The 23059-nt window shown below is 63.1% G+C and carries 21 protein-coding genes; 14 read left to right on the top strand and 7 right to left on the bottom strand.

The genetic code is table 11. The features are described from left to right. Positions 1-90: 90 nt before the first annotated feature. Positions 91-1065, bottom strand: coding sequence for a quinone oxidoreductase (locus tag AB0P14_RS00105; protein WP_363836382.1), 975 nt, complete (start codon positions 1063-1065; stop codon positions 91-93). A gap of 137 nt (positions 1066-1202) precedes the next feature. On the opposite strand from AB0P14_RS00105, the gene argC reads away from it, so the two are divergent. The 9 genes from argC to AB0P14_RS00060 all read left to right on the top strand — a co-directional run bounded on the left by argC (position 1203) and on the right by AB0P14_RS00060 (position 10908). Beyond that, complete coding sequence (argC, locus tag AB0P14_RS00100; RefSeq protein WP_363836380.1) at positions 1203-2249, top strand: N-acetyl-gamma-glutamyl-phosphate reductase; 1047 nt, start codon at positions 1203-1205, stop codon at positions 2247-2249. Beyond that, the gene (gene argJ / locus AB0P14_RS00095; protein ID WP_363836378.1) at positions 2246-3415 is read left to right on the top strand and encodes a bifunctional glutamate N-acetyltransferase/amino-acid acetyltransferase ArgJ; all 1170 of its coding nucleotides are present in this window, start codon (positions 2246-2248) and stop codon (positions 3413-3415) included. Before argC ends, argJ begins: the two co-directional genes overlap by 4 nt. A gap of 186 nt (positions 3416-3601) precedes the next feature. After that, positions 3602-4498: an acetylglutamate kinase gene (argB, locus tag AB0P14_RS00090; protein WP_363836376.1), complete on the top strand. Its 897-nt coding sequence runs from the start codon at positions 3602-3604 to the stop codon at positions 4496-4498. After that, positions 4499-5785, top strand: coding sequence for an acetylornithine transaminase (locus AB0P14_RS00085; RefSeq protein ID WP_363836374.1), 1287 nt, complete (start codon positions 4499-4501; stop codon positions 5783-5785). It abuts the gene before it with no gap. Next, positions 5785-6777, top strand: coding sequence for an ornithine carbamoyltransferase (argF, locus tag AB0P14_RS00080; protein ID WP_363836372.1), 993 nt, complete (start codon positions 5785-5787; stop codon positions 6775-6777). The genes AB0P14_RS00085 and argF overlap by 1 nt, the downstream gene beginning before the upstream one ends. 2 nt (positions 6778-6779) lie before the next feature. After that, positions 6780-7313: an arginine repressor gene (locus tag AB0P14_RS00075; RefSeq protein WP_363836371.1), complete on the top strand. Its 534-nt coding sequence runs from the start codon at positions 6780-6782 to the stop codon at positions 7311-7313. Positions 7314-7456: 143 nt separating this feature from the next. Further along, positions 7457-8662 carry an argininosuccinate synthase gene (locus AB0P14_RS00070; protein ID WP_363836369.1) on the top strand — a complete coding sequence of 402 codons (1206 nt, stop codon included), beginning with the start codon at positions 7457-7459 and terminating at the stop codon, positions 8660-8662. Positions 8663-8664: 2 nt separating this feature from the next. Then, positions 8665-10089: an argininosuccinate lyase gene (gene argH, locus AB0P14_RS00065; RefSeq protein ID WP_363836368.1), complete on the top strand. Its 1425-nt coding sequence runs from the start codon at positions 8665-8667 to the stop codon at positions 10087-10089. An 84-nt stretch (positions 10090-10173) separates the two neighbouring features. Then, a complete protein-coding gene (locus tag AB0P14_RS00060) occupies positions 10174-10908 on the top strand; it encodes a maleylpyruvate isomerase family mycothiol-dependent enzyme (RefSeq protein WP_363836366.1) in 735 nt (244 codons plus the stop codon). Between the two features lie 238 nt (positions 10909-11146). Here the strand turns inward: AB0P14_RS00060 and AB0P14_RS00055 are convergent, their stop codons facing one another. Together AB0P14_RS00055 and AB0P14_RS00050 are read right to left on the bottom strand one after the other, a co-directional pair. After that, positions 11147-11359 carry a GrpB family protein gene (locus AB0P14_RS00055; protein ID WP_363836365.1) on the bottom strand — a complete coding sequence of 71 codons (213 nt, stop codon included), beginning with the start codon at positions 11357-11359 and terminating at the stop codon, positions 11147-11149. Then, positions 11352-11525, bottom strand: a complete 174-nt coding sequence (locus AB0P14_RS00050) for a hypothetical protein (RefSeq protein ID WP_363836364.1) — start codon at positions 11523-11525, stop codon at positions 11352-11354. The genes AB0P14_RS00055 and AB0P14_RS00050 overlap by 8 nt, the downstream gene beginning before the upstream one ends. A gap of 171 nt (positions 11526-11696) precedes the next feature. Between AB0P14_RS00050 and AB0P14_RS00045 the strand changes: the two genes are divergently transcribed. Then, entirely contained in the window at positions 11697-14288 is a 2592-nt protein-coding gene (locus tag AB0P14_RS00045) for an HNH endonuclease (RefSeq protein WP_363836362.1), read from the top strand. Positions 14289-14365: 77 nt separating this feature from the next. Here AB0P14_RS00045 and AB0P14_RS00040 read toward each other — a convergent pair whose 3' ends face one another. The 3 genes from AB0P14_RS00040 to AB0P14_RS00030 all read right to left on the bottom strand — a co-directional run bounded on the left by AB0P14_RS00040 (position 14366) and on the right by AB0P14_RS00030 (position 16878). Further along, positions 14366-14575 (bottom strand): hypothetical protein, encoded by a 210-nt coding sequence (locus tag AB0P14_RS00040; protein WP_363836361.1) that lies wholly within the window; start codon positions 14573-14575, stop codon positions 14366-14368. Between the two features lie 283 nt (positions 14576-14858). Then, on the bottom strand, positions 14859-15791 hold the full coding sequence (locus AB0P14_RS00035) for an AlkA N-terminal domain-containing protein (RefSeq protein ID WP_363836360.1): 933 nt from the start codon (positions 15789-15791) through the stop codon (positions 14859-14861). An 82-nt stretch (positions 15792-15873) separates the two neighbouring features. After that, a complete protein-coding gene (locus AB0P14_RS00030; RefSeq protein WP_363836358.1) occupies positions 15874-16878 on the bottom strand; it encodes an NADPH:quinone reductase in 1005 nt (334 codons plus the stop codon). 86 nt (positions 16879-16964) lie between these two features. On the opposite strand from AB0P14_RS00030, the gene AB0P14_RS00025 reads away from it, so the two are divergent. Beyond that, entirely contained in the window at positions 16965-17630 is a 666-nt protein-coding gene (locus AB0P14_RS00025) for a DNA-3-methyladenine glycosylase (protein WP_363836357.1), read from the top strand. Here the strand turns inward: AB0P14_RS00025 and AB0P14_RS00020 are convergent. Beyond that, positions 17569-18228, bottom strand: coding sequence for a GNAT family protein (locus AB0P14_RS00020; protein ID WP_363836355.1), 660 nt, complete (start codon positions 18226-18228; stop codon positions 17569-17571). The genes AB0P14_RS00025 and AB0P14_RS00020 overlap by 62 nt on opposite strands. 126 nt (positions 18229-18354) lie before the next feature. Here AB0P14_RS00020 and AB0P14_RS00015 point away from each other — a divergent pair, with 126 nt between their 5' ends. From AB0P14_RS00015 to tyrS, 3 genes are all read left to right on the top strand, one after another. Then, on the top strand, positions 18355-18879 hold the full coding sequence (locus AB0P14_RS00015) for an adenine phosphoribosyltransferase (protein ID WP_363838071.1): 525 nt from the start codon (positions 18355-18357) through the stop codon (positions 18877-18879). 119 nt (positions 18880-18998) lie between these two features. After that, positions 18999-21239: a UvrD-helicase domain-containing protein gene (locus AB0P14_RS00010; protein WP_363836354.1), complete on the top strand. Its 2241-nt coding sequence runs from the start codon at positions 18999-19001 to the stop codon at positions 21237-21239. Between the two features lie 105 nt (positions 21240-21344). Continuing rightward, positions 21345-22655, top strand: a complete 1311-nt coding sequence (gene tyrS, locus AB0P14_RS00005; RefSeq protein WP_363836352.1) for a tyrosine--tRNA ligase — start codon at positions 21345-21347, stop codon at positions 22653-22655. Positions 22656-23059 lie beyond the last annotated feature (404 nt).

Here is a 23059-nt window from a genome sequence, read left to right as displayed (position 1 = left end):
GCGGGCACGGAAACCATTCCGTGCCCGCCCGAAGGCTTTAATTATTGTGCGGCCTTGTTATCGGGCCCCGCACCACGGCCCGCCATTCGGTTACGGCTCCAGGATGACCTTGCCCGTGGTCTGACGACCCTGCAATGCGGTGTGCGCGGCACCGGCCTCGGACAGTGGGAAACGGGCGCCGATCCGGGCCGCCAATTTACCGTGCGCAGCGGCGTCGAACACCTCGGTGGAACGCCACAGTCGCTCCTTGGCGTTGAGCAGGTAGTCGCGCAGCGTGGGGCGGACAAGGCTCAGCGAGCCGCCAGCATTCAGGCGCTGGATGTCAAAGGGTGGCACCTGGCCCGAGGCCCCGCCGAACAAGACGAGCGTCCCTCGGGTGCGCAGCGACGCAAGGGAACCGTCGAAGGTGTCCTTCCCAACGCCGTCGTACACCACATCCACACCCACACCATCGGTGAGCTCGCGCACGGCGGCGGCGAAACCTTCGTAGCGCAGCACCTCGTCGGCGCCGGCAACGCGGGCGAGCTCCTCCTTCTCCTCCGTGGAAACCGTGGTGATGACGCGGGCGCCGCGCTCCTTCAGCATTTGCGTCAGCAGTAAGCCCACACCACCGGCGCCGGCGTGCAGCAGCACAGTCTGGCCGGGCTCAACATGGTAGGTGGAATTCATCAGGTAATGCGCCGTCATGCCCTGCAGGGGGAGGGCTGCGGCCACATCGAGCGGCACGCTGGACGGCACCGGCAATGCCTTATCGACCGGGAAAATTGCGTACTCGGCGTAACAGCCGATGCCCTCGGCGGTGGCAACGCGGTCGCCCACGGCAAAGGCGCTCACGCCGGGTCCCACGGCAACCACCTTGCCGGCAGCCTCGGCACCGGGCGTGAAGGGGAACTGCACGGGGTAGGTGCCGTCGCGCTGGTAGGTTTCGATGAAGTTCACGCCCACGGCGGCAATTTTGACCAACAATTCGCCCGGACCGGCCACGGGCATGGCTACCTGTGTCAGTTGTAGAACCTCGGGACCGCCCTTGGCGGCGGCGACAATTGCATTGCACTGCTCGGTCATGGTGAACTCCAAATCGCGTGGCTTGTGAACAGGTGAGGGGCAAGCCCCAAGATCATCATAGGACGGAATGCCGCATAAAATTCGCCCTAATGCATAAATATCGGTGACACTGCATAATTCTGCTGTATAGTCGACTTATGACAATTTCAGTAGCCGTCTCAGGTGCCAGCGGATATGCCGGGGGAGAGGTGCTGCGCCTCCTGGCCGGCCACCCGAACGTAACCATCGGTGCCATCACCGCCCACAGCAACGCCGGCGAGAGGCTGGGTTCGCTCGCCCCGCACCTGCATGCCTTCGCGGACCTCGTCCTGGTTGACACCACCGTGGAAAATCTCTCCGGGCACGACGTCGTGTTCCTGGCACTACCGCACGGCGCATCCGCGGCCATCGCCGCACAGCTGCCGCCGGAAACCCTCGTCATCGACGCCGGGGCGGACCACCGCCTGGAAGATTCCGCCGCGTGGGAAAAGTTCTACGGCTCCGAGCACGCCGGCACCTGGCCCTACGGCCTGCCCGAGCTACCCGGCCACCGCGAACGCCTCAAGGGTGCCAAGCGCATCGCCGTCCCCGGCTGCTACCCCACCAGCTCACTGCTGGCCCTCATGCCCGGCTTCGCCGCCCACGCACTGCTGCCGGACGACGTCGTCATCGTTGCAGCCTCCGGAACCTCCGGTGCAGGCAAGGCGGCCAAGGTCAACCTGATCGGCTCCGAGGTCATTGGCTCCATGAGCCCGTACGGCGTGGGCGGCGGCCACCGCCACACCCCCGAAATTGAGCAGGGCCTCTCCAACGCCTCCGGCCAGGACGTACGGGTTTCCTTCACGCCCACCCTCGCCCCCATGAGCCGCGGCATCCTCACCACGGCCACGGCCAAGGTCTCCGCAAAATTCGCCGCCATGGACAACCCGGAAACCGCACTGCGGGAAATCTGGGAGGAAGCCTACGCCGAGGAACCCTTCGTGCATGTGCTCCCGGAAGGCCAATGGCCCTCCACCAAGTCCGTGCAGGGCTCCAACTATGCGGCCATCCAAATCGCCTACGACGCCCACGTGAACCGCGTGATCGTGTGCGCCGCCATCGACAACCTCACCAAGGGCACCGCTGGCGGAGCTGTACAGTCAATGAACTTAGCCCTCGGCCTACCCGAAACAACAGGCCTTTCCTTCCAAGGAGTAGCACCATGAGCGTGACCACCCCACAAGGCTTCCGTGCCGCAGGCATTACCGCGGGCCTGAAGACCTCCGGCAACCCCGATTTTGCCCTCGTCGTCAACGACGGTCCGGAGCACGCCGCCGCCGCCGTCTTCACCAGCAACCGTGTGGCCGCGGCCCCCATCCACTGGTCCCGCCAGGTCCTCAGCGACGGTCGGGTCGACGCCGTCGTGCTCAACTCCGGCGGCGCCAACGCCTGCACCGGCCCCGAGGGCTTCCAGAACACGCACGCCACCGCCGAAAAGGTTGCCGCCGTCCTGGGCCTGTCAGCCACCGACATTGCCGTCTGCTCCACCGGCCTGATCGGCGAACAGCTCCCCATGGACAAGATCCTCCCCGGTGTTGAGGCCGCAGCCGCTGCCTTGACGGACGACGGCGGAGCTGCCGCCGCCACTGCGATCATGACCACCGACACCGTCTCCAAGGAATTCTCCTGGACCTCGGCCCCCAACGCCGACGGCTTCAGCTACAGCATTGGCGGGATGGCCAAGGGTGCCGGCATGCTGGCACCCGGTCTGGCCACCATGCTGGTCGTCATCACCACCGACGCCGTCGTGGAGCCCGAGGGCCTCGACGCTGCCCTGCGCGACGCCGTCCGCGTCACCTTCAACCGTGCAGACTCCGACGGTTGCATGTCCACCAACGACACCGTCCTGCTCATGTCATCCGGGGCCTCCACCGCGTTCCCCGACATGGACGAATTCACCGCCGGACTCACCGAGGTCTGCGCCAAACTGGCCCGCGCCTTGATCGCCGACGCCGAAGGCGCCAGCCACGACATCGCCATCACCACCATGAACGCAGACAGCGAACGCGACGCCGAAGTGGTCTCCCGCTCCGTGGCCCGCTCCAACCTGTTCAAGGCCGCCATCTTTGGCAACGACCCCAACTGGGGCCGCGTCCTGGCCTCCGTCGGCACCACCGACGCCGTCTTCGATCCCGACAAGATCAACGTGCGCATCAACGGCGTCCAGATCTGCCGCAACGGCTGCATCGGGGACTCCCGCGACCTCGTGGACCTGAAACCCCGCGAAGTCACCGTCGAAATCGACCTAGCCGCAGGCGACGCGTCGGCCACGATCTGGACGAACGATCTGACCCACGCGTACGTCGAAGAAAACAGCGCCTACTCGTCGTAACGCCGTCGGGTGGCCGGCTCCGCCGGTCCCCAATCCCTCGCGGGCAGTAAGATTTTCCGCTCGTGACCTCGCTGGAAAATCCATCCCCGCTCCGGGATTGGTGACCGACTGCGCCGTCGCCAGCGCCCGTCGTTGCGAGAGTTGGGACGCTGCGGCGCCATTTAACAGGACTTTAAGGAACACATGATGACTTCGGTGGAAACCGCCCAGGACAAAGCTGGCACGCTGATTGAGGCGTTGCCGTGGATTCAGCAGTTTGCGGGCACGGTAGTGGTGGTCAAGTACGGCGGCAACGCCATGATTAACGACGAGCTGCGACGAGCCTTTGCCGAAGACATCGTGTTCATGCACCATGTGGGCATCAAGCCCGTGGTGGTCCATGGTGGCGGGCCGCAGATCAACGCCATGCTCAAGCGCCTCGACATCAAGAGCGAGTTCAAGGGCGGGCTGCGCGTCACCACGCCCGAGGCCATGGACGTTGTCCGGATGGTCCTCACGGGCCAGGTGGGCCGCGAACTGGTGGGCCTGATCAACGAACACGGCCCCTACGCCGTCGGACTTTCCGGGGAGGATGGCGCCCTGCTGCAGGCCGAGCGAACCGGCACCGTCGTGGACGGTCTGCCCGTGGATCTAGGCCTGGTCGGCGAGGTGGTTGGGGTGAATCCTGGCGCCATCTTGGACCTGTTGGAGGCTGGTCGGATCCCTGTCATTTCCACCGTGGCTCCCGAGGTGGGGGACGCCTCCACCGTGCTCAACGTCAACGCCGACACCGCCGCAGCCGCTCTGGCGGTGGCGTTGGAAGCATCGCGCTTGGTGGTCTTGACCGACGTCGAAGGTCTCTACGCGAATTGGCCGGACAAGTCCTCGCTGCTCAGCGAACTCGGCGCCAGCGCCTTGCGCGAGATGCTGCCGAGTTTGGAAGCGGGCATGATTCCCAAGATGGGTGCCTGCCTAGCCGCGGTCGACGGCGGTGTGGCCCGTGCCGCCGTTGTCGACGGCCGCACTGCCCACTCTGTACTACTGGAACTGATGACATTTGAGGGTATTGGAACCCAGATTTTCCCCGATGAGGATGAGAAGTAAATGACCGAAAACAACGATTCAATCGAGCTGACTAACGTCAACGCGACTGCCGTGGCTGGAACCGGCACCAGCGAGCAGTGGCTGGCCCGCTACAAGGATTCGCTGATGGGCGTCTTCGGTAGCCCGCAGCGCGTTTTGGTCCGTGGCGCTGGAGCTCTGGTGTGGGACGCCGATGGCAAGGAATACCTTGACCTGCTCGGTGGCATTGCCGTAAATGCGCTGGGCCACGCCCACCCCTTCGTCACCTCGGTGGTGGCCAGCCAGCTCTCCACTTTGGGCCACGTGTCAAACTTTTTCACGAGCCCCACCCAGATTGCTCTGGCCGAGAAATTGTTGGAACTCAGTCAGGCCCCGGCCGGCTCGAAGGTGTTCTTCGCCAACTCCGGCACGGAAGCCAACGAGGCCGCGTTCAAGCTGGCTCGCTCCCACGGTGGCAAGGAACGCCCCACCATTTTGGCTCTCGAAGGCGCCTTCCACGGCCGCACCATGGGTGCCCTCGCCATGACGGCCAAGGCCGCTTACCGCGAGCCGTTCGAGCCTATGCCTGCCGGCGTCCGCCACATCGCCTTCAATGACATCGACGCCCTGCGCGAAGCCATGGACAGCAGCGTTGCGGCCCTGATCATCGAACCCATTCAGGGTGAAGCCGGCGTCCGTCCGCTCTCGCCCGAGTACCTGCGGGCCGCCCGCGAGCTGACCCGCGAACACGGCGCCTTGCTGATCCTCGACGAAGTCCAGACAGGCATTGGCCGCACCGGCAGCTGGTTCGCCGGGATCGACACCGGCATCACACCTGACGCCATGACCCTGGCCAAGGGCTTGGGCGGTGGCTTCCCGATCGGTGCCATCATCACCTTCGGCGACGAGCCGTCCCATCTACTCAGTGCCGGCCAGCACGGGACCACCTTTGGCGGGAACCCGGTGGCCACGGCTGCCGCATTGGCAACGCTGCATGTACTCGAATCCAAGGATGTGCTGGCGAATGTGCGCGCCGTCAGTGAGATCTTCGCCGCCGGGCTGGCCACGATCGACGGCGTCACTGACGTCCGCGCCTTTGGCCTCCTGATCGGCTTTGACCTGGCTGAGCCTGTGGCCGCTGGCGTTGTCAGCGCGGCGTTGGAGGCAGGCTTCATTGTCAACGCTCCCCGCCCCAACACCATCCGCCTCGCGCCGCCCTTGAATCTGACGGCCGCACAAGCACAATCCTTCCTGGCGGCACTGCCCGGATTACTAGCCACCGCAACGGCCGCCCACACAGCCGCAACCACCACGGAAAAGAGCTCCTGATGACCCGCCACTTTCTCGTAGATACCGATCTGAGCCCCGCCGAGCAGGCCGAGGTTCTGGACCTTGCCGCACAGCTGAAGAAGCAGCCCTACTCCAAGAGCACTTTCGCCGGTGATGGCCAGGGCGCCCAAACCGTAGCGGTCATTTTCGATAAAACCTCCACCCGAACCCGTGTCTCCTTCGCCGCTGGCGTGGCTGCCTTGGGTGGCAACCCGCTGATCATCAACCCGGGCGAAGCGCAGATCGGCCATAAGGAATCGGTCTCCGACACCGCCAAGGTCCTGGAGCGTATGGTTTCGACCATTGTGTGGCGCACCTACACCCAGGCTGGTCTGGAGGAAATGGCCGCCAATTCCAAGGTGCCCGTCATCAACGCCCTCTCCGATGACTACCACCCGTGCCAGCTGCTCGCGGACCTGCTCACCATCAAAGAACACAAGGGCGAACTCGCCGGACTGACCATGACCTATATGGGGGACAGCGCCAACAATATGGCCAACTCCTACCTGCTGGCCGGGGTCACGGCCGGCATGCACGTGCGCATCACCGGACCTGCCGGGTATCTGCCAGCCGACGCCGTGGTCCTCGCCGCCCAGGAACGTGCCGCCCAGACCGGCGGTTCGGTGCTCATCACCACCGATGTTGCGCAGGCTGTCGCCGGCGCCGACGTTCTGGTCACCGACACCTGGGTATCCATGGGGCAAGAAGATGAGAAGGCTGCGCGCATGGAGCTCTTCACCGACTACGCGCTCGACGACGCAGCCCTCGCCCAGGCTGCTCCTGACGCGATCGTGCTGCATTGCTTGCCTGCCTACCGCGGCTACGAGATCTCAGCCTCCGTCATTGATGGTCCGCAGTCCGTGGTGTGGGATGAAGCCGAGAACCGTCTGCACGCCCAGAAGGCGCTGATGGTGTGGCTGGTGGAGCAAACTGCTGCCGAGAATGCCGTTATCAGCGCCGCCTTGGCCGACGCCACAGGGACCGGCGCTTAGCCATGAGCAAGAACTCCATTCCGGCGGCAATGCCGGCCACCAAGACGGCACGGCAGGCACGGGTTGCGGCCCTGTTGACCAGCCGCGCCGTCCGCTCCCAGGCGGAGCTGGCCACGCTGCTGGCTGCCGACGGGTTGGTGGTTGGCCAAGCGACGCTGTCACGGGACCTGGTGGAATTGCGGGCAGTACGAGTGCGCGGCAATGACGGCGGATTGATTTACGCCCTGCCCAAAGAGGGTGGGGACCGCAGTGTTCATGCGGCCTCGTCCCAGGAGCTGTTGGACACCCGCCTGATCCGCCTGTGCGGTGAATTGTTGGTCACGGCCGAAGGCTCAGCCAACATCGCCGTACTCCGCACACCGCCCGGAGCGGCAAACTTCTTGGCATTGGCCATTGACCACTCGGTCATGCCCGCCATCCTTGGCACCATTGCCGGAGACGACACCGTCATGGTCATCAGCAGGGATGCCCAAGGTGGGGCCGACGTGGCCGAACGCTTCTTGCAATTTGCTGCTGAATCAAGCGCCGGGGCGTAGCCTGAGCTGGTAGGGGCGGTGTCCGACGTCGTACTTTTTGGACATGATGAATATCTTTTAGTAAGAATGCATAATCATGCATTATGCTGGATAGCAACGTGAAAAATACTCTGCACGAGTATGGACAATAGGGAGAGAAACAAGTGACTGAACGCATTGTATTGGCCTACTCCGGTGGCCTTGACACCTCGGTTGCCATCGGCTGGATCGGTGAAGCAACCGGCGCAGAAGTTATCGCTGTGGCCGTTGATGTAGGACAGGGCGGAGAGTCCTTGGAGGACATCCGCCAGCGCGCACTGGGTTGCGGTGCCGTCGAAGCGTACGTTGCCGATGCTCGTGACGAATTTGCCAACGAATACGCCATGCCGACTTTGAAGGCCAACGCCCTCTACCAGGGTCACTACCCCTTGGTTTCGGCCATCTCCCGCCCCGTGATCGTCAAGCACCTGGTCAAGGCCGCCCGCGAATTCGGCGCCACCACCGTTGCCCACGGCTGCACCGGCAAGGGCAACGACCAGGTTCGCTTCGAAGTCGGTATCCAGACCCTCGGCCCGGACCTGAAGTGCATTGCACCTGTTCGCGACCTCGCCCTGACTCGCGATAAGGCCATTGTTTACGCCGAGCAGAACAACCTGCCGATCGAGACCACCAAGAAGAACCCGTACTCGATCGACCAGAACGTGTGGGGCCGCGCCGTCGAAACCGGTTACCTGGAAGACATCTGGAACGCTCCCACCAAGGACATCTACGACTACACGGCCACCCCGGAATTCCCGCCGGCACCGGATGAGGTCATCATCTCCTTCCGTCAGGGTGTCCCCGTTGCCATTGACGGCGTCAAGGTCTCCCCGCTGCAGGCTATCCAGGAACTGAACCGCCGTGCAGGCGCCCAGGGCGTTGGCCGCATCGACGTTGTTGAGGACCGCTTGGTGGGCATCAAGAGCCGCGAGATCTACGAAGCACCCGGCGCCATGGCGCTGATGACCGCCCACAAGCACCTCGAGGACATCACGATCGAGCGCGAGCAGGCCCGCTTCAAGGCAACCATCAGCCAGCGTTGGGCCGAGCTGGTCTACGACGGCCAGTGGTTCTCCCCGCTGAAGCGTTCACTGGATGCTTTCATCGAGGACACTCAGCAGCACGTCAACGGCGACATCCGCATGACCTTGCACGGTGGCCAGGCCATCGTCAACGGTCGCCGCTCAGAGACCTCCCTGTACGACTTCGATCTGGCCACCTACGACACCGGCGACACGTTCGACCAGTCGCAGGCCAAGGGCTTCATCGAGCTGTGGGGCATGTCCTCCAAGGTTGCTTCACAGCGCGACCAGCGCGTACTGGGACTGTAGTCGTGGCTGAAGTCAGCCACGGGACCAACGAGGGCGCGCTGTGGGGTGGCCGTTTTCAGGGCGGCCCCGCAGATGCCCTCGCTGCGCTGAGCAAGTCAACGCACTTTGACTGGCGCCTGGCACTGTATGACATTGCCGGTTCCAAGGCGCACGCCCGTGTTTTGAATACGGCGGGCCTCTTGGATGCTGCCGAGCTCGAAGGCATGTTGGCTGCTCTGGACCAGCTCGAAGCTGATGTGAAGTCAGGTGCCTACGGCCCGTCCGAGTCCGACGAGGACGTGCACGGCTCCCTTGAGCGCGGCTTGATTGAGCGTGCGGGAACGGCTTTGGGCGGCAAGCTCCGAGCCGGCCGGTCACGCAACGATCAGGTGGCCACGCTGGGACGCATGTACCTGCGCGAGCATGCCCGGATCATCGCCGCCGGAGTGCTCTCCGTTATTGATGCTCTGGTGGAGCAGGCAAAGGCGCACCACGGTGTGGCCATGCCTGGGCGTACACACTTGCAGCACGCTCAGCCGATCCTGCTCAGCCATCACCTGCTGGCTCACGCTTGGGCGTTGCTGCGTGATGTGCAGCGCCTGGTCGACTGGGACAAGCGCGCGGCTGTGTCCCCTTACGGCTCCGGCGCCCTTGCCGGCTCGTCGCTGGGCCTGGACCCGAACGCCGTCGCAGCCGATCTCGGCTTCGACTCCGCGGCCTGGAACTCGATCGACGGCACCGCATCACGGGATGTCTTCGCCGAATTCGCGTGGGTTGCCGCCATGATCGGCGTTGACCTCTCCCGCGTTTCCGAGGAAGTTATTCTGTGGGCCACGAAGGAGTTCTCCTTTGTGACCTTGCATGATTCCTACTCCACGGGATCCTCGATCATGCCGCAGAAGAAGAACCCCGATGTGGCGGAGCTGGCCCGCGGCAAGGCCGGGCGCCTGATTGGCGATCTGACCGGTCTGTTGGCTACGCTCAAGGGTTTGCCGTTGGCGTACAACAGGGATCTGCAGGAGGACAAGGAGCCCGTCTTTGACGCGGCCGACACCCTTGAACTGCTGCTGCCCGCCGTCTCCGGCATGATGGCGACACTGGTGTTCAACACCGAACGCATGGAAGCACTGGCTCCGCAGGGCTTCGCGCTGGCTACCGACATTGCCGAATGGCTGGTCCGCCAGGGCGTGCCGTTCCGCGATGCCCACGAGCTCTCGGGTGCAGCCGTCAAGGTGGCCGAGGCCCGCGGCGTGGAACTGTGGGATCTGACGGACGAGGAGTACGCCGGCATTTCGGCGCACCTCACTCCCGAGGTTCGTACGGTTCTGAGCACGGAAGGTTCACTCAACAGCCGCAACGCGCAGGGCGGCACCGCACCGTCCGCCGTACTGGCGCAGCTGGCTGCCCTTGAGGGGCAGCTGGGCGAGGTTCGCACCTTCCTGGCCTGACCGGCGTCGTACTTCTTTGAGCCACAACGGCAAATGCCCGCATCCTTCGAAAGATGCGGGCATTTGCCGTCTATGCTGGGGTGCATGACTGATATTTCGAATGCGCAGCTTATGGAGCGCCTCGCAACTGCGGCGGGCAATGTGAGCGGAAAATTGGCGACTCTCACGGACGCCGACGTCCTGGTCGCCACTGATTTGCCCGGCTGGACCCGGGGGCATGTTTTGGCCCATATTGCGCACGTTTCCAATGCTGTCGCGCGGCAGATTGAGTACGCCCTGCGCGGGGAGCTTGTGGAATTTTACGACGGCGGGACCGGCGGGCGCACGCAGGCCATCGAGATGAACGCGGGCCACACGGCCGCTGAGCACCGGGAGTACATTTCCAGTGCGTTCACGCGGGCACTGGCCGTTCTGGGCGGGCTGGACGAGTCGCAGTGGACGTTGCCTGTCAGCTACCGCAGCGGGGATGTCCGCGGCGTGGCGTTGGCCTATTGGCGTGAGCTCGTCATCCACCTGGCCGACCTACAGTTGGGTCGCGGGCCGGAGACCTGGTCCAAGGAATTCTGCCTGTACCTGATTGAATTCCTCACCGCCCGCGTGCCGGCGGACATCCACCTGAAGCTTTTGCCGCTGGCGCTGCCGCCGATGACCATGGGGTCCGGCGAAACTGCCGTCTCGATCCAGGGCATGCTGACGGACATCGCCGCCTGGCTGTCCGGGCGCACGCCCACCATGGGCTCCCTGCGCGCCGAGGCCGCCGCCGATTCCGTCGAGTTGCCAGTGCTGCTGCCGTGGCCATCGGCGTTCGCCGCGAAATAGCCTGCCCGTTTTTGTTGGTTTTCCCTCCTTGCCCGTGCGGCCGGGCCCAGTGCCGCCGTTGTCCTTGATGGACGACGGCGGTTCTTGCGTTAAGCGCCCGCCTCGCTTCGCGTGCTCTCTCCTTTGCGTTCACTGAAATTCTCGGTTTCCTGTCGCTTTCTGACCGGTGCGCCACATGCGGGCCCGGGTACGAATCTCGGCGGTGACAGCTGTCTTCGCTTCCGCGTAGTAATTCATGTCAGTCCACTCTTGCTGAGCAAGACTCTTTTTCGTCCTCGCTTATAGGACGCGGGGTCCTCATCATGCGGTGGCCGAGCTCCCGGACACGGACCACGAAACCCACCGACTCGAGTTTGCTCACGTACGAATCTTCATTTGCGACGTCATCGACCGTCACCCGAATGTCGATAATCGGCTTCGCTGCCAACCCGGGGGACCGCCGTTCATCCACTGTGTGCGACCGACAGCACAACGTCCCCTATGGCCTCCTTGATAACCATCCCGAGTGCCTCAAAGCGGGAGGGCCAGGCGGAGTCGTATTCAATGCTGACGATGGGGTGTACTTCACCCCCACCGATCAAGACGGCGTCCAAGTGCTCATCTGATTCACGATTCATGGGCCTATCCGGCCATCACCCCGACAGGTGGGTTTGCGGCCCCGGCAATCATTCGAGACTCTAAAGCGGAACGGAGCAGAACTCCACTTAGGCCTTCACGCTGGAATCAAAAATCGAAGATTATTTCTAGAATACATTGCGGTTATATAACGGTGGGAGTAGTCTTGATGTATGAGCAATTGGGAGTCGTTCCCCGGTGATCCGGGTGGTTCCGCCGCACAGGATGTGGCGGGGTTGCTGGCTGGGATTGCTCTTCCTCTCATTGAACGCTTTGGGTCTGACAATGAAGCCTTGGCCGGATTGGATGATCATGCGTTGTATCCACTGTCTGGTCCGGAGCCTGTGACGCGGGCATCGGTCGCACGATCCGTGGTGGCGGAGGGGGTGTTGGCGCTGGAAGTCGTGCGGGTGTTGGAGAACTCGTTGGCGGCGTGCAAGGCGGGGCTGGTGGACCGGGTTCTGGGTGCTGTGGCGGTGGAGTCCGCGGCGACAGAATTGAGCCGGTACCAGGCCGGGGTGGCTGAGACGGGGTGTGTGGCGGAGATCGCGTTGGCGTTGGGCATTCCGGAACGTACGGCGGCGGCGTTGGGTGCGCATGCGGTGGAGCTGCAGTCTCATCCGCGGACGCGGGCGGCATTGGGGGCAGGTGTGCTTTCCTGGCGGCATGCGGTCACGATCCTGAACGAATTGGGCACCTTGGGCGAAACACCGGGTGTCACCGCGGATGATGCGGTGGTGTTGGAGGGGCGCTTGTTGGTGTTGGCGGAGGGTGCCACAGCGTCGCGGTTTGCTTCGAAGGCGCGGCGGGCGCGGGAGTTGATGTTTCCGGATTCGTTGGAGGCGCGGACGAAGCAGGCGTTTCGGGGCCGGAAGATCACCAACGATCCTGGCAAGGATGGGATGAATTGGTTGGAGTTGCATATTCCTACGATTGCGGCGAACGCGATTATGGTGCATTGCACGCGGGCGGCGCGGGCTATCAAGGCTGATGCGTTGGAGCGGCAGCGGGATGCTGTTGCGCGGGGGACCGGTGAGGATTGTCGTGAGTACCGGACGTTGGATCAACTTCGGGCTGATGTTGCTGCGATTCTTTTGATGGGTCAGGAGCTGCCGGACAATGCCCGGTACACCACCTCGAACAGCACCCACAACAACTCCAGCGGCAGCAACGCCAGCGGCAGCGGTGCGAAGAGCGGCGGCAGCAACGGCACTAGCGGCGGCGGTTGTGGCTGGGGTGCCGAGAGTAGCGGGACGGCGTGGTGGGGCAGTGCCGGATGCAGTGACAGCGATCAGGGTATTCCGTCAGGTGATGCGTTCAACGACCCGACCGGGAATGTCGGGGATGCCGGTTCTAGTGGCGGAGCCAGCCGGAAAGACGGCAGGAAAGCAGGACAGGCTGCGGGCCATGATGCTGGCCAGTATGCCCCTCAGGGTGACGATACAGGTGTCGGTGACAGTGCTGGTGACGGTGAGGGTGCTGGTGCTGGTGTGGATGGTTTGGGTGTCCCGGGGCAGGGTATGGGGTTTGCGCCGTTTGGGGAGAATTCCGCGTTTGGGGTGTCTTTGATTGATGTTGAGCCGCCATGGGCGCATGCTCAGCCGTTCACTCAGGTCCAGCATGGAGTCGGTGAGGGCCAGCTTGCAGCCGGTGGGGGCCTGGCTGCGACCAGGGGTACCACTGCTGGTAGCGATACGGGATGTGGTGACGGTGTAGGGGATGGTGCTGCCTCCGGTGTCGTGACCGGGGGAGGTGTTGTGCCTGGGTGTGGGGGCACTGGGGTCGTTGCTGCTGCGGATGACGGAGATGTGCTGTTGGAGGGGACGGTTGTGCCCGGCGGCCCCGGTGGTCCTGGTAGCGGTGGCCCTGAGGCTGGAGACCCGGGCTGCAGCGGCCCCGCCGGCCCCGGTGGCTCTGGCGTCGGCGGGTTCCGTGGCCGTGGTGGGTCGTTTGTTGGTGGGGATGTGCCGGTAGAGGGGTTTGTGCTAGGGGATGGGTCTGGTTTTGTGAATGGTGTGGTTGACGGGGTGACGGAGAAGCCGGCGTGGGAGTTGTTGGAGCAGGAAGCGTATTTGGAGCAATTGACTCGTCTGGGTGAGCATCCGGTGTTGGCGGATCCGCCGATGCCCAAGGTGTTGGGGTTGCTGAAGGTTTCATTCTTGGGGTTGCTGGGCATTACGGATGAACCCGCGGAGCTTGACGATAGTACTGCCGGGCCGGTGCCGTTGAGTATTGCCCGGAGGTTGTTGGCCGGATCGAGTACGTTTTTGCGGGTGCTGACGGATCCGATCACCGGTGAGGGATTGCCGTTGGAGCCGGAGCGGTACACGTTGCGGAACTCGGAGCGTTCGGTGTTGCAAGCGTTGGCCGGTGGCTGTTATTTCCCGAATTGCACGGAGCCGGTGATGGATACCGACCTTGATCATGTGAAAAGTTTTGAATCCGGCGGAAGGTCGACTCTGGTTAACCTTCGTCCGGCCTGCAAACGTCATCATCGGTTGAAGCACTTCAAGGATGACAAAGACCGGCGGGGGAAGTATCGGCGTTGGGCGGAGCCGTGGCGGGACGGGATCCGGTTGCGTGGTTGGACGCCCAGGTTGTGCAGTGATGGGCGTGTGGGGTGGGTGTCACCGAGCGGGACGTATCGGGCTCCTGAATGTACTGGGCCCCAGCGCCCGGCCTACCCGAAGTGGTTGAAGAAGCGTCTGGCCAAGGCACTCGCCACACCAGAGGTCCCCGACGCCCCGGTCCCACCCAGCGCCTAAGCGCTGGTCGGCTCAAGCTCACAGTCCTCGGACTCCTGGACAGCCTCCACCTCCGGAACCCACGATTGAATGCGGCACTACAAGGTGAACTCGTTCCAATCGAGGGTTGTGGTGGACCCGAATTCCCAGTTGGAACGCAGGATGGCGTAGGCGACTGCGGCCAGCGGATCGCCGCCCGCATCCGGCCACGCCTGTCGATAATGGGCTTCCTTAATGAACCCCGCACGGAGGAAGGGTGAACCCGCATGGAGGAAGGGTGAACCCGCATGGAGGAAGATCTTGCGCACGGCAAAGTTGTCCCCCTGGTTTGGCCCTCAAAGGTTGGCCCGCATAGCGCAGGATGCCTGGCATCGTCGTGGAAATCTTCCAAAACGACCAGGCCCCGCCGACTGTCGCCGTCATTAATCCAGAAAGCCTGTGACTCATCGTTCCGAAACCGGCCCGAGCGCACTCTGCGGCGCATGGATTCCACATGGCTGGCGGAGCCGGGGTGTTATGGAAAGGTGTTGATCTGCAGAAAGGACACCAGATCGTCATGGTCTGCGCCATTCATGGCCGTCAACGTGAGCGTCATGGTTTGAGCTTAGAAGAGGCTTTTGAACGGACGCCGTGTCCGGCAGTGGGCAGTGGTTTTTCCCCTGCAACACGCCATAGATGCAAGGTGGCGTATGACCGCCAGGGGCTCAAGGTTTCCGCCATGCGGCCTAACTCCGGTGCCTTGATGGCCCGGGCCTGGGCCAAGGTGTCGCCGCGGAGCAGCCCGTAGCCATTTCGGACGGCGGCATCGCCCGGCAAGAAGATGTCGCGGTCACCCAGTACCCGCATGGCAACATAGCCCACTGTCCAGGGGCCGATGCCGGGAATGGGCAGCAGCTTCTCGGCCAGCGATTGGTACGTATCCGCAGCACTGATGTGCAGGGAACCATCGGCCAGCATGCCAGCGACGGACACGATGGCATCAATGCGCCGCTGCGGCCCGCGCAGGATGTCCCGTCCACCGGCGGCGATTTCGGCAGGTTGGGGAAAGAGGTGGGCCATGGAACCGTGCGGCAGCCGTGAGGGGGTGCACAGCACCAGAAGCTGGGTCAGTGCCGTGCGGGCGGCGGCCACGGTTATTTGTTGTCCCACCATGGCCCGGATCAGGATCTCCGCCGGATCGACGGAGCCCGGCAGCCGGATGCCCGGCAGCTCGGCAACACGATCCGATAGCAGCGGCAGCGCGCCCAGTGCAGCATCGGCTGGGCTGGGGTCATGGTCCAGATTGAACAGATGGCGCACCTTGGCGACGAGTTCGCCGGTGTCTGCAGCGTCCTCTACGCGGTGCGTGAGTGCGAGAGAGCCGCCATCCCCCTCAAGGCTGAACCAGCCGTGCCCGGCGGAAAGTTGCAGCGTCCGCGCATAACTGGTGGCAGTGGCTTCTTCAACACCGGGCACCGCACGAGCCGCCAAAAAATCGAAGATGCCGGGCTCAAAGGGGGGATGGAATTCAAGGTCTACGGCCATGCCTGCATTCTTCCACGGGGCCTGCGCTCCGCGCAGCACAGCCAAGCGTGCTGACCGCAGCCGGAAGCTGGCAGCACCAGAGTCAGGGCAGCAACACAATCTTGCCGTGGACGGTGCCTGCCTCCATCGCGGAGTGTGCACGGGCCGCATCCTGCAGGGGCAGGGTGGTGATGCTGCGTGCCGCGAGTGCCCCGTCAGCGAGGAGCTTGTTCACCGTTTCCGCGGCCTCCGCAAGGTCGGTTTCCGTTGCGTTGCTGATCGCGAATCCACGGATGCTGATGTCGTGCGGGTACAGTCTGCCCAGCCGGATGGTTGCTGTCGCCGACATACCCGACATGAGGACGATTCGTCCGCGCAGCCCCAACACGTCCACGGCGAGATCAAGCTGGTGCCGTCCGGACGTCTCCAGGTGGACGTCCACGCCACGACCGCCGGAGACCCGGCCCACGGTGTCACGTAGTTCATCTGCGAAGTCCGGAGAGCGGAAGTCAAGCACGGCGCTGGCGCCCAGCCCGCGGCAGTAGTCGAGATCGGCTGCGCTGGAGGAGGCGACGACCAAGGCACCTGCACTGACTGCTTGGCTGACGGCGGCAGAGCCGACACCTCCGCCCGCACCGCCGATGAACACGGTTTCCCCCGGCTGCACTTGGCCGTGCCGGTGCAACGCCAAATAGGCGGTGGCGCCGGAGTGCAGCACGGCCGCCGCCTGAACAGGGTCCACGCCGGCCGGCAAAACGTAGAGCCGCTCGGCCGGAACGGCAATGGATTGTGCAGCAGCACCCGGCCGCCCGTCGAAGCCCATCGAATTCGACCACACTGCGTCGCCGGGGGAGAAACGCCCGGCCGCGCCAGGGCCAATGAGTTCCGCGGTCCCCACCAGGTCCCGGCCAACGACTTGCGGGAAGTGCAGTTCCGTGGCGTACGCCCCGCTGCGGACAAAAGTGTCGACATGGTTGACCGCGGAGGCGGCCACCCGGACCAGGACGGTGCCGGGCGTAGGCCCGGGCAGCGGCCGGTCGCCATAGTGGATGACGCCGGGGCCGCCCAATTCGGTGAAATACGCGGCCTTCATGAATGGTGGCCTCATGGGTGGAGTCTACTCCCAACGGATCCCAACGGAGGCCCGCAGGGCTGGGTAAGGGGGCGGAACAGGCGCACTGCTAAATTGGGAAGATGAACGCGCCCACAAACGTCCTGGAGCTGTTGGAGAACCCTGCCCCCGAGGTTGCGCCCTACTTGTTGGGCGCCTTGGTGAGGCACGAGAGTCCGGAAGGTGCCGTCGTCGTACGTCTGACAGAGGTGGAAGCCTACTTGGGGCCGCGATTGTCAGAGGATCCGGACCCGGGATCGCACAGTTATGGCGGACGGACCGAGCGCAATGCCACCATGTTTGGTCCGCCGGGGCACCTCTACGTGTACTTCAGTTACGGAATGCATTTCAGTGCGAATCTGGTGTGCCGCCCGGAAGGGATCTCCTCTGGGTGCCTGCTGCGCGCCGGGGAGATTGTGGAAGGGCTGGAGCTGGCCCGTTCGCGCCGTCCCACTGCTAAGCGCGACGCCGAGCTGGCGCAAGGTCCTGCTCGACTGGCCAAAGCCATGGGGTTCAAGGGGGAGCACAACGGCCTATTCGCCCTCGCCGGACCCGTCACCGTGACGCTGCCTGAGACCCCGGCCAACAACATCAAGTCGGGGCCGCGGGTCGGCATCAGCGGACCCGGCGGCACGGCGGCGTACCCGTGGCGTTTCTGGCTGGACGGTGAGCCCACCGTGTCGAAGTTCAGGCCGGGAGTGGTGCGTGCTCCGCGTCGGCTCGGGTCAGCTGCTCCGAGAATTCAATAAGCTCTGCCACCTCCGGCTGCAGATCCGCGGGGGTCAGGCGGTGCACCAGACCGGAGCGTGATTGCGGCCATTCATGGGCCAGTAGCGAGTAGACGCTGCTGTCAACGCGCAAGCCGTCGTGTCCGCGGCGGTAGCTGCGCAGCACCCCTTCCAAGGTGGCGCCGAGCTTGACAATGGCGGCGGCGCTGCGGGTGTTGCGGACATCGCAGCGCAGAGTCACTCGCTGCACGGCAAGGACCTCAAAGGCGAAGGTCAGCAGCGCCAGCTTCGAAGAGGCATTGACGTTGCGGCCCCAATAGTTGCGGCCAAAAAACGTCATGCCAAGCTCTACCCGCGACTGCTCCGGCACGTAGTCGTACAAGCTGGTGGTCCCGGCGACGGTGCCGGTGTCCTCGTCGATAACGGCGAAGGCGATGACAGAGGGATCGGCGATTCGGGTCGCCAAAAGCCGCTCCAACGCACGCTTGGAGGTGGGCATTTCGGAGGCCATGCCCGCCCACATATCTGCATCGATGTAGGGGAACAAATCTGCCGCATGACGACGCCTGAGCGGCACAAGCCGGACGCCATGTCCGGGAAGTGAAATGTTGTGTTGCACGGGAATATATAAGCACCTTTTTGGCCATCCGAAAAGCCCACTCATGAGAGCCTGTACCGTTGAAGGGTGAACGAGACATTAAGTGCCCCCGAAGTGCCCCATTTCAGCCTCCCCGAAGTCAGCCAAATTCCGCACGTTTCCGCGGTCATTGAGCAGTTGTGTGCCACGGTTCCCAACTACCCCTCGCCGGGTATTGTTTTCAAAGATTTAACCCCGGTATTTGCTGACGGGCCCGCCCTGAAACAGGTGGTCGATGCGATCGTGACTTCCTTCGCTGGAAAGTTCGACGCCGTTGCCGGAGTTGAGGCGCGCGGCTTCCTCTTGGCTGCGGCTGCTGCATACGCCACGGGGACCGGTGTGATCACCATCCGCAAGGCCGGAAAACTGCCCCGCGAGGTGTACGCCGAAAGCTACGCGCTGGAGTATGGCGAGGCGACTCTGGAACTGCACCAAGAAGACGTCCCAGTTGGCACGCGTGTGTTAATTCTTGATGATGTGCTTGCCACGGGAGGGACGCTGGGTGCCGCAGCGGCACTGTTGGAGCGCACGGGAGCCGTGGTGGCCGGCGTCGGAGTTGTCCTTGAAATTGATGCTTTGCCGGGCCGGGCCAATCTGGCTCCCTACGACGTGGTGTCACTGCTCCACGTTTAGGGCTGAAATATAAGGCTGAATATCTGGCCGAGATTCAGCCTGGAAGCGCCCGCCCCGCAGGCGGGATAGAATAGACGGTCCGCCTTTTGGCGGGATGCCTTAGTTATCAGGAGCCTTGCATGTATGACGACGAGTTGGCCCACGAACGCAACTATGTTGATGGGCTTTACGGACGCCTAGATGAACTCCGCGCCGAAAAGGTTGAGCAGCTAGCGCAGGTGCGCCGGGCGAAGTCCATGGGTACGCACCAGAACCGGTCCGAACGTGACGCCTTTGCCACGCTCTACGAGAACCGACTGGCGCAGCTGAACGCGGTCGACGACAGGTTGGTGTTTGGTCGGCTCGACCTCGACGACGGCCAGGCCCGGTACATTGGCCGGATCGGCCTGCTCTCTGAAGACCTGCGCCAGCTGCTGATCGATTGGCGTGCCCCCGAGGCGGGCACGTTCTATCAGGCCACCGCCTTTGAGCGTATGGGGGTGCGCCGCCGTCGTCATTTGCTGTTGAACGGGCGCAACGTCAAAGCCATCGAGGACGACGTTCTGGACCACACCATGCTGGTGCACGGCGAACACGTCCAGGGTGAAGGAGCCCTTTTGGCAGCGCTGAATTCCAAGCGCACCGGCCGTATGAATGACATTGTCGGCACCATCCAGGCCGAGCAGGACAGGATTATCCGCTCACCTCTCAGCGGTGCGCTGGTGGTCCAGGGTGGGCCCGGCACGGGCAAGACCGCCGTTGCGCTGCACCGCGCCGCATACCTGCTCTACACACATCGCGAACGCCTGCAGTCCTCCGGCGTGCTGTTGGTGGGCCCCTCCAACGCCTTCATGAAATACATTGAGCGCGTGCTGCCTTCCCTCGGCGAGACCGGTGTGGTCATGGCCAGCGTGGGAAACTTGTTCCCGGGCGTACAGGCCATGGCTCCGGAATCGGCTGAAGCAGCTGAACTCAAAGGCCGGATCGACATGGCCCGCGTGGTGGCGAACGCTGTAGCCAACCGGCAGCGCCTCCCGCAAGGAGATGTCAGGCTCGACGTCGAAGGCACCCGTTTGATTCTTACCGTCCGCCAGGTTCGTCGCGCCAGGGAACGGGCACAGGCCACCGGGCTGCCGCACAATGAGGGGCGCGTTGGCTTCGTCAAAACTCTGCTGCGTGAGCTCACCGAGCAGTTGCGCGAGCACATTGAGTCCGCTGGTGCTGGCAACAACGCCGACCGGTCCTACCTGGCCGAGGACGTCCGTTCATCACGCGATGTGCGCGTCATGCTCAACCTGTGCTGGATGCCCATGACAGCCGAACAACTCATTGATGACATGTTCAGCAAGCCGGAAATCTTGCGCGCTGTCACGCCCAACCTCAGCGAGGCTGAGCGCAGCCTGCTCCTGCGCAGCCCCGGCTCGCCTTGGAGCGAATCGGATGTGCCGCTCCTGGATGAAGCCGCCGAGCTCTTGGGTGAAATGGACGCCACCGGCGGCCGTGCCCAGGCCACAGCCGAATCCCAGCGGAAACGGAATTTGGTCAATGCTGAGAAGGCCATCTCCAACGTGAACCAGCTGCTGGAGGACTCCGGCGTTGATGGCATGTTGACGGCTGAGCAACTTGCGGACTATAACGAAGTTCAGGCCGCATCCCAGACCAGCGCCGAGCGCGCTCTGACGGACCGCACTTGGGCCTACGGGCACGTGGTGATCGACGAGGCGCAGGAGCTGTCCCCGATGCAGTGGCGCGTGCTGATCCGCCGCTGCCCGGTGAAATCTTTCACGATCGTGGGTGATATTGCCCAGACCAGCTCCGTCTCCGGTGCCACGTCCTGGCAGCAGGCACTGACCCCGTTCTTGGGGGAACGCTGGAATGTTGAGGAGCTGACGGTCAATTACCGCACGCCCATGCAAATCGCTGAGGCTGCCGTGCGCATGGCCAATGCTGCCGGTCAGGTGGTCTCTGCTCCCAAGGCAGTGCGCGACGGCGAATGGGAACCCCTTGTTGACCACGTCGCCGCTGCCGAGGTGGTAGCCCAAGTGGTCGCCGTCATGCCCGAGGAGACTGCCGCTGTGGGCGGGGGACTGGTGGCCGTTATTGCTCCGCCGTCCATGGTGGCCGAAACCACTGCCGCCTTACGTGCCGTCTACGGTTCAAGGATCGGCCACGGGGCTGGTTCGCTGGAACAGGACATTGTGGTGATTGACCCACACGAGGCCAAGGGCCTGGAGTTCGATGGCGTCATCATCGTTGAACCGGCGGCGCTTCTGGCAGGTGCCCATGGCCGTGTCGGTGACCTGTACGTGGCCATGACCCGCCCCACCCAGCGGCTGCGCCTGATCACCTCGGAACCGCTTCCCGCGGGAATCGAAAAGTAAAAGATACCGGAACTTTCCGCTGTAGCCGTCCCAGAGACGGCTACAGCGCACGGCACCGAGGGGCACGATGGCGCAAAAACGCCGTCGTGCTGGTAATTTTGTGGTGTGTCTTTGCAAACTGAACTCCGCGCCCCCGAGAACGATCCCAGCTTCGCCAATGTTTGGCAGGAGCTCAAGTGGCGAGGCCTGGTGCAGGTCTCCACCGATGAAGCAGCCCTTGAGGAACTGCTCGCCGGCGAACCGATCACGTACTATTGCGGCTTCGACCCCACCGCTCCCAGCCTGCACTTGGGTAACCTCGTCCAGCTGCTGACCATGCGCCGTATGCAGCTCGCTGGCCATAAGCCACTGGGCTTGGTAGGCGGCTCAACCGGCCTTGTGGGGGACCCGCGTCCGACAGCGGAGCGCACCATGAACTCCAAGGAAACAGTTACCGAGTGGGTGGGTTACCTGCAGGGGCAAGTCCAGCGTTTCCTGTCCTTCGAGGGTGAGAATGCTGCGCGCATGGTCAACAACCTGGATTGGACGGCGCCCATGAGCGCCATCGATTTCCTGCGCGACATTGGCAAGTACTTCCGGGTCGGCACCATGATCAAGAAGGATATTGTTGCCTCACGTCTGAACTCGGATGAAGGCATCAGCTACGCCGAATTCAGCTACCAAATCCTGCAGGGCATGGACTTCTTGGAACTGTACCGCCAGTACGGTTGTGTGCTGCAGCAGGGTGGTTCCGATCAGTGGGGCAACCTGACCAGCGGCACCGATCTGATCCGTAAGGTTGAAGGTACCTCGGTGCACGCCTTGGGCACCCCGTTGATCACCAACTCCGACGGCACCAAGTTCGGTAAGAGCGAGGGTAATGCCATTTGGCTGGATCCTTCCATGTGCAGCCCCTTTGACATGTACCAGTTCTGGCTCAACACCGCTGATGCTGATGTGGTGGACCGCTTGAAGGTGTTTACCTTCCTATCTCGTGAAGAGATTGCCGCCATCGGGGCGTCGGTTGCCGAAAAGCCGCAGGCACGCGAAGGCCAACGGACTTTGGCATTCCAGGTAACTTCACTGGTCCACGGTGTGGATGCAACGCTCAAGGTCATTGCCGCCTCAGCTGCACTCTTTGGTCAGGGCGATCTTGCCGAACTGGACCAGCGCACCTTGGAATCAGCAACCCGCGAACTGCCTCGCTCGTCAGCACCTGCCGCTGGCTTGAGCATTGTGGAACTGCTGGTCGCTTCAGGATTGTCCAAGACAAATTCAGAAGCTCGCCGCACAGTAGGGGAGGGTGGCGCGTATGTGAACAACCAGAAGGTCACCGATCTCGACGCGGTTCTCGGCGCAGACCAGGCATTGCACGGCAAGTACCTCTTGGTGCGCCGCGGCAAGCGAACACTGTCGATGGTTGAACTGAACGGCTGATCACAGCTGCCCGCCAAGCTGAGAGTTTGCCTAGAAGCCCGCCCCCGATTTGCGTGGGGGCGGGCTTCTGTGTATTGTTCTATCTGTTGCTTGCACAAGGTTGAGCCGCTTCGAAAGAAGCACCGACTCCCAACTTGCAGTCAACCAAATCTAATAGTTCTGAAAATGAAATATTGATTTGAGTAATTCATGGAGTGACCAGCCGCACATGCTGCGGAGTGGACAAAATGAATGCAAATGAAATAAAGTATGAACATCGCGTCGATGAAAACTAATGATGAAATATTGATTAGTAATTACTCGAATGCAGTTGTTGTTTGAGAACTCAATAGTGTGCCAAGTTTTATTGATACCAATTTATTTATATTGAATTGGTTATTTGGTTGTGTGTTGCCGCCCCTGTG

This window comes from Specibacter sp. NPDC078709, from assembly GCF_040686795.1.
Taxonomy (GTDB): Bacteria; Actinomycetota; Actinomycetes; order Actinomycetales; family Micrococcaceae; genus Specibacter.
The sequence above is the reverse complement of the archived record's forward strand: the minus strand, read 5'-3'. Positions and strand labels throughout refer to the sequence as shown.